General features: G+C 46.0%; 6 protein-coding genes. All 6 read right to left on the bottom strand.

The genetic code is table 11. The features are described 5' to 3' along the window. On the bottom strand, nucleotides 1-777 hold a 777-nt coding region (locus tag ACKI5G_RS08550), incomplete at its 3' end, for a DUF4392 domain-containing protein (protein ID WP_407399462.1). Nucleotides 778-811: 34 nt separating this feature from the next. Next, on the bottom strand, nucleotides 812-1,621 hold the full coding sequence (locus ACKI5G_RS08545) for a putative hydro-lyase (protein ID WP_407399460.1): 810 nt from the start codon (nucleotides 1,619-1,621) through the stop codon (nucleotides 812-814). 37 nt (nucleotides 1,622-1,658) lie between these two features. Beyond that, the gene (locus ACKI5G_RS08540) at nucleotides 1,659-2,747 is read right to left on the bottom strand and encodes a biotin-dependent carboxyltransferase family protein (protein WP_407399458.1); all 1,089 of its coding nucleotides are present in this window, start codon (nucleotides 2,745-2,747) and stop codon (nucleotides 1,659-1,661) included. Further along, complete coding sequence (pxpB, locus tag ACKI5G_RS08535; RefSeq protein WP_407399456.1) at nucleotides 2,728-3,423, bottom strand: 5-oxoprolinase subunit PxpB; 696 nt, start codon at nucleotides 3,421-3,423, stop codon at nucleotides 2,728-2,730. Before pxpB ends, ACKI5G_RS08540 begins: the two co-directional genes overlap by 20 nt. Further along, nucleotides 3,423-4,181: a LamB/YcsF family protein gene (locus ACKI5G_RS08530; RefSeq protein WP_407399454.1), complete on the bottom strand. Its 759-nt coding sequence runs from the start codon at nucleotides 4,179-4,181 to the stop codon at nucleotides 3,423-3,425. Before ACKI5G_RS08530 ends, pxpB begins: the two co-directional genes overlap by 1 nt. A 118-nt stretch (nucleotides 4,182-4,299) precedes the next feature. Beyond that, nucleotides 4,300-5,160 carry an aminotransferase class IV gene (locus ACKI5G_RS08525; RefSeq protein ID WP_407399452.1) on the bottom strand — a complete coding sequence of 287 codons (861 nt, stop codon included), beginning with the start codon at nucleotides 5,158-5,160 and terminating at the stop codon, nucleotides 4,300-4,302. Nucleotides 5,161-5,701 lie beyond the last annotated feature (541 nt).

Below are 5,701 nucleotides of genomic sequence, written 5' to 3'. Positions count from 1 at the left end.
ACAGCCATCCACACTGCCGGCGGCCACAATGGCCTTAATGAGCTTCTTTTCCATTTCCTTGTCTGAAAGGAGATTTTTGCCATGCTTACGACTGAGAAGGGCACATATACCCCAGCCCCACCAGTTGGATACCCCTGATACCAATGGTATTTGGGCGCACTCCGAGGCACAGATTTCCACTCCGTGTGGCACCTTGGACTCAATAACATCCCTAAGGGCACCCATACCGATTTCATTGCCCCCATCACCAATGGATATGGTAATCACTCCCCGTTTTTTTGCCTCGTCAATTATGCAGGAGCAATCTGTCAGCATATCATCTATTATTTTGCCACCCATATTATGATAATGCCCATCCTTGGCCTTCCCCGGCCTCTCCAGAGTAATGAGATGAGTTGGCCTGAATTTGTTCAGCACACGAATAATAAAGGCTTCTGTTTCCTCATAGGGAATAAGTGTAGGACGGGTTTTACAGCCAATGGTTTTAAGGGCAGCCTCAAAGGGTCTGTACCCCTGACTATCCGTCATAGGCATAACAGATATCCCCAGCTTCTCCAATGCCAAAGCAATATTAGCCGTTCCCAGAGGGCCATCCGTTTCCCCTATCCATTTATTTTCACCCAGACGGGTAGGAAAGCCTGTCAAAAGAATAACCCTTTCCATACTGTCCAGGGCCTTATCCAATTCCTTTACGGGATTTGGTGGCATGGTGGGAATTAAGCCACGATCTCCCGGGTCCTCCTTCATTATACTGTCCAGCTTCTCATAAAAAGTCATGATACTCACTCCTTACAACGGCCTTGCACACTAGTTATTTCATCTTTTTATTCTCCAAAAAATCATTTATTTCACTATTTAACTTGTTGGTAATAAACATACATCCCGGAGCATGGGTGATTACCAGAGGCAGCTTGGCGTGTTCGATCACGGCCTGAGGAGTTACCCCACAAGCCCAAAATACAGGAATTTCCCCTGGCTTAAAGCTCACCGGGTCGCCATAATCAGGCTTCAATACATCCTTTATTCCCAGCTTTTCCGGGTGACCTATATTAACCGGTGCACCATGGACATTAGGAAAGCGGCCGGTAATGGCATCGGCTATCATAGCATTTTGCGCCGTCATTGGCCGCATGCTCACCACCAGCTCACCCTCAAAGATTCCCGCTGGCTCGCACATAGTGGTGGTCTTAAACATTGGCACATTACATCCCATGGATATATGGCGGATATCTATATTGGCCTCCATCAATGCTTCCTCAAAGGAAAAGCTGCAGCCGATGAGAAATACCACAAAATCATCCTGCCAATATGGGGTTGCATCCGTTACTTCCTTGGTTAATACCCCATTTTCAAAAATTCGGTATTTGGGTATATCCGTGAGAATATTGGCTCCCTCTCCCATATCCTTCACAAATTTGCTGCCGTGAATCACTTCCAGCAACGGACATGGCTTGGGATTCTTTCTGGCAAATTCTTCAAAATCCCCGGCATATTTCTCTGGCAGGATTACCAGATTTGCCTGGGCATAGCCATTGGCCATGCCTGAGGTCTGCCCGGTTATTTCCCCATTTCTTATTTTTATCCATAAGTCCTCAGGACGCATATCTCCATATTCCGACACCGTAATCGCCTCCCTTTTTACTTTCACTATTGCCTTATCACTTTATTTCTTCCACGGACACCTGGAAAAGCTGTCCGTCAATTTTCAAATTGTAATTTCTAACCCCCAGTCTTCTGTCCGGCCATTCCTCGTTTGCTTCTTTATCCATAAGGGCAATCTGCTCTTTTAGTGCCTGCCGGAATTTTATGTAAATATCCTGAGCTTCTTCCACAGATATTACTTTAAAGGTTATTTTACTACCAGGAGAACATTGGGCCAAAAGGGGCAAATCCGCTGAAATAACCGTGGCAATCTTCGGGTACCCTCCAGTGGTCTGATGGTCCGCCATCATAATAATGGGCAGGCCATTCGGCGGAACCTGAATGGAGCCAAACACTATGCCGTCAGTAATCATATCCCGTTGGGTAGCCCGCTGAATAACCTCTCCCTCCAGACGATAGCCCATGCGATCAGATTCATTGGAGATAGTATAAACAGCACCGTCAAGGGACTTTACCGCCTCCGAGGTGAAGTAATCATCCTGAGGCCCCAGCACAATGCGTATTTCATGACTGTCACCATGATTATTTTCATGCCACAGGTGGTGATGGCTCATAAACTCATGGTCCGTATGACGTATATGGTAGTTCCCTGAAATAATGGACTTTGCCAATTCAGAGGGCACACCGGTATTCAATACTTCTCCATTATATAGCTTACTGCCTTCTGCACCGCCTATTCCCAGCTTTAAATTGGTGGAATGGCTTCCCAGCACCAGCGGAACATCGATGCCCCCGTCTATGGCTATATAAGCTCTGGTCCCTTCATCCATTGAGGCAACCTTTAGATGCTGCCCCTTATGAAGAATCAAGGATTCATAGGCATGAACAGGCTTATTATCTACCAAAACCTTTGGCTCACCCCCGGTTACGGCCACCAATACATCCTCACTGGCCTCCAGCTCCGGGCCCAAATAGGTACATTCCAGCAAAGCGGCATCATCCTCATTGCCCACCAAGGCATTGGCTATGCTGGCAGAATATCTGTCCATATCCCCGGACACCTGCATACCGCTTGCCTGATAGCCTGTTCTTCCCTTATCCTGTATTGTGGTCATAAGACCACTATTAATTACCTTTATGCTCATTTTCCATCGCCCTAAATTCTTCTTTGGTAATCGGCTTAAATTTAATGTACTGCCCAGCCTTTAGCAGTACCGGATCCTCCCGCTCCACATCATACAGCTTTAATGGGGTGCGGCCGATAATTTGCCAACCGCCGGGAGATTCCACAGAATAGATACCCGTCTGTTCCCCGGCTATGCCTACACTGCCTGCCTCAATTTTTAAACGGGGACTCTTTTTACGTGGTGTGGCTATAGCCTTGTTCATGCCCCCAAGATAGGGAAAGCCAGCCACAAACCCCAGCATATAAATGGGATATTCCGGCTCAGAATGGAGCTTTATAACCTCATCCTCGCTAATATTATGGACTCTGGCAACCTCTCCCAGATCAGGGCCATATTCACCGCCATAGGCCACTGGAATTTCCACCACCTGTTTAGGTGGCATTTCCACATTGTCCAGCTGATTCACCAGAATATTGAGTTGATCCCGTAACTGTCCATAGCGGAGCTCCATAGGGTCATATTGAATTAGCAAGGAGCAATAGGTGGGTATCATTTCCACAATTCCACTGATAGGCTCCCGCTCCAGCACCATTTTCAAAGCCATAACCTTATGATTTATTTCCAGACTGATTTCCTGCCCAAACTCCACAGATACAGCGCAGTCACCTACAGTCAGAATTCTAATATCTTCCATTATTTCAGGCTCCTAACCTCTATTCCTGCATTTTCCAGTGCTTTGCGGATATTTTGTACCAACTCAATAGCCTTTTCATTATCTCCATGAACGCAAATGCTGTCTGCCTTTATACTGATTTCCTTACCATTTATGGAGATAACCTTCCCCTCTCTGGCCATCTTTACAGCTCTTTCCATGGCCACCTGTGGGTCATGAATCACAGCTCCGGGAAGTTTTCTGTTTACGAGGGAACCATCATCATTGTAGGCCCTATCAGCAAAAACCTCGCTGGCCACTTCGAGACCGCACTTTTTCGCTGCCTCCAGCATAACAGAGCCAGCCAGCCCCATAAATATAATGCTCCTGTCAACAGAAGCAATAGCCTCACAGATACCAGTGGCAAGGGCTTCATCTTTAGCCGCCATGTTATATAGGGCCCCGTGGGGTTTAACGTGCTGAAGCTCCATTCCATGCCCCTTGGCAAAGGCCATAAGAGCCCCCAGCTGATATTTTACATAGGCACCGGCCTCAATAGGAGTCACGGTCATAGGACGACGGCCAAAGCCCATCAAATCCGGAAAACCGGGATGAGCCCCTACAGCAACTCCGTACTGCTTTGCCAACGCCACGGTCTTATCCATTATCAGAGGGTCACCGGCATGCCAGCCACAGGCCACATTTACTGAAGTTACATGGGGTATGACCGCCTCATCCATGCCCATGGTGTAGGCCCCAAAGCTCTCTCCCAGATCACAATTCAAATCCACACAGCTCATTTTTTCCTCCACAATTGAAAACATAATATCTCTAAATAAAACCAGGGCCCACATCTAAAGAAAAGACGCAGGCCCCTTAGTGTGTTGAGCCTCATCGCTCACATATACACTTATCGGTTCATTTATTCAATGCAGTACAGCCAGTATAAGCCAAATACTCCCGTATCAGCTCATCCTTAAGACGGTTTCTGGTCTTGGAATCCTTATTGCCAGCAGGCTTGCCATCCACAGTATCCGCAAACAGCAGGAAGTTTGAGGAAGAAGTTATAAATATTTCATCCGCATCCATCAACTCCTCCAGGGTATATTCCCGCTCATAAACAGGAATCCCCAGGCGATAGCAGGCCTGAATCATATGGGTCTTGGCGATGCCCCGCAGGATATACTGGTCATTTGGATGGGAAATAACTGCCCCATTTTTGAGAATGGATACATTGCTGTGGGCACACTCAGTAACAATGCCCTTGCGATGAAGAATTGTCTCCTGGACACCCTTATCATGCCCCTCCTGGGAATATAAAACCGCCGGCAACAGATTCAGTGTCTTGGCATTACCGTATTCAAAGCGCAAATCCTCATGGGTATGCACCTTTATTGGATTTTCCATATCACCAATCTTTGATGGACGAATGTAAACCCACAATTTCCCCACCATATCCTTGGCATAAACATGGTCTCTGGCAGCTAAACCTCTTGTTACCTGCCAATAAACGAAATGGGTATGTCCCTCCACCTGCTTGGTCAAGTCACAAAGCAGCTTGTGCAGCTCCTCCTTTTCCATAGGGATCTTAATATCCATGATATTTGCACTGCTATAAAATCTATCCAGATGATCCTCCAATAAATATGGAACATGATTACCAGCGGGAGTAGCCTCATATACACCATCACCAAAGAAATGAGACCGATCATTAAAAGGTATCATCACTTCATCAGGGGTACCTAACTGTCCGTCATAATAAGCTAATTCTTTAAACATAAAATCACCCCAACAATAAAAAAAGAAAACAAACACATTTATATAGCTACATTTTATCATTTACGCTATTGAATTGCCAGACTTTTCCGAAATTTCCAGCCCTTAATTTTGTCTACATCATGGGAGCTTAGCAAAATGGACATTTGCTGTGTTTCATTCAAGGTATATAAAATATCCATCAGAAGATTACAAAAGACGAAGCCGAAGCGTACATGGCCGAGCTGGCCGATTTGGAACTGGACAGTGAAGGCTTACAGAATATAGCTGCCGGAGGCTGCTATCAAGACTGCAACCCTCACTGCCACCATTGTCCGTATGATCTTTAAAAATCCATATAGCATACAAATGGATGACTACTTAACATAGTTAACCGATTAAAGGGGCTGCCGCCTGATGAAAATCATCATGAACTGCTCCCCGTCAAGAGGACAATAAAATAATATAAAATTTCTTTGGTCGGCAGATTCGTCTGTCGACCTTTTTATGCGGCTAAATACAAGGTGTGTTTCTCTATCGGCGTCAAGATACCAAGATTACGTTG

The sequence above is a fragment of the Anaerovibrio sp. genome (genome assembly GCF_045637405.1).
In the GTDB taxonomy this organism is placed as follows: domain Bacteria; phylum Bacillota; class Negativicutes; order Selenomonadales; family Selenomonadaceae; genus Anaerovibrio.
This window is presented reverse-complemented; position numbering and strand designations above follow the sequence as displayed.

Bases quoted from the DNA above. Each gene is read 5' to 3' on its own strand.
- ACKI5G_RS08525 (WP_407399452.1), bottom strand. From the start codon at position 5,160: ATGTTTAAAGAATTAGCTTATTATGACGGACAGTTAGGTACCCCTGAT.
- pxpB (WP_407399456.1), bottom strand. From the start codon at position 3,423: ATGGAAGATATTAGAATTCTGACTGTAGGTGACTGCGCTGTATCTGTG.
- ACKI5G_RS08530 (WP_407399454.1), bottom strand. From the start codon at position 4,181: ATGAGCTGTGTGGATTTGAATTGTGATCTGGGAGAGAGCTTTGGGGCC.
- ACKI5G_RS08540 (WP_407399458.1), bottom strand. From the start codon at position 2,747: ATGAGCATAAAGGTAATTAATAGTGGTCTTATGACCACAATACAGGAT.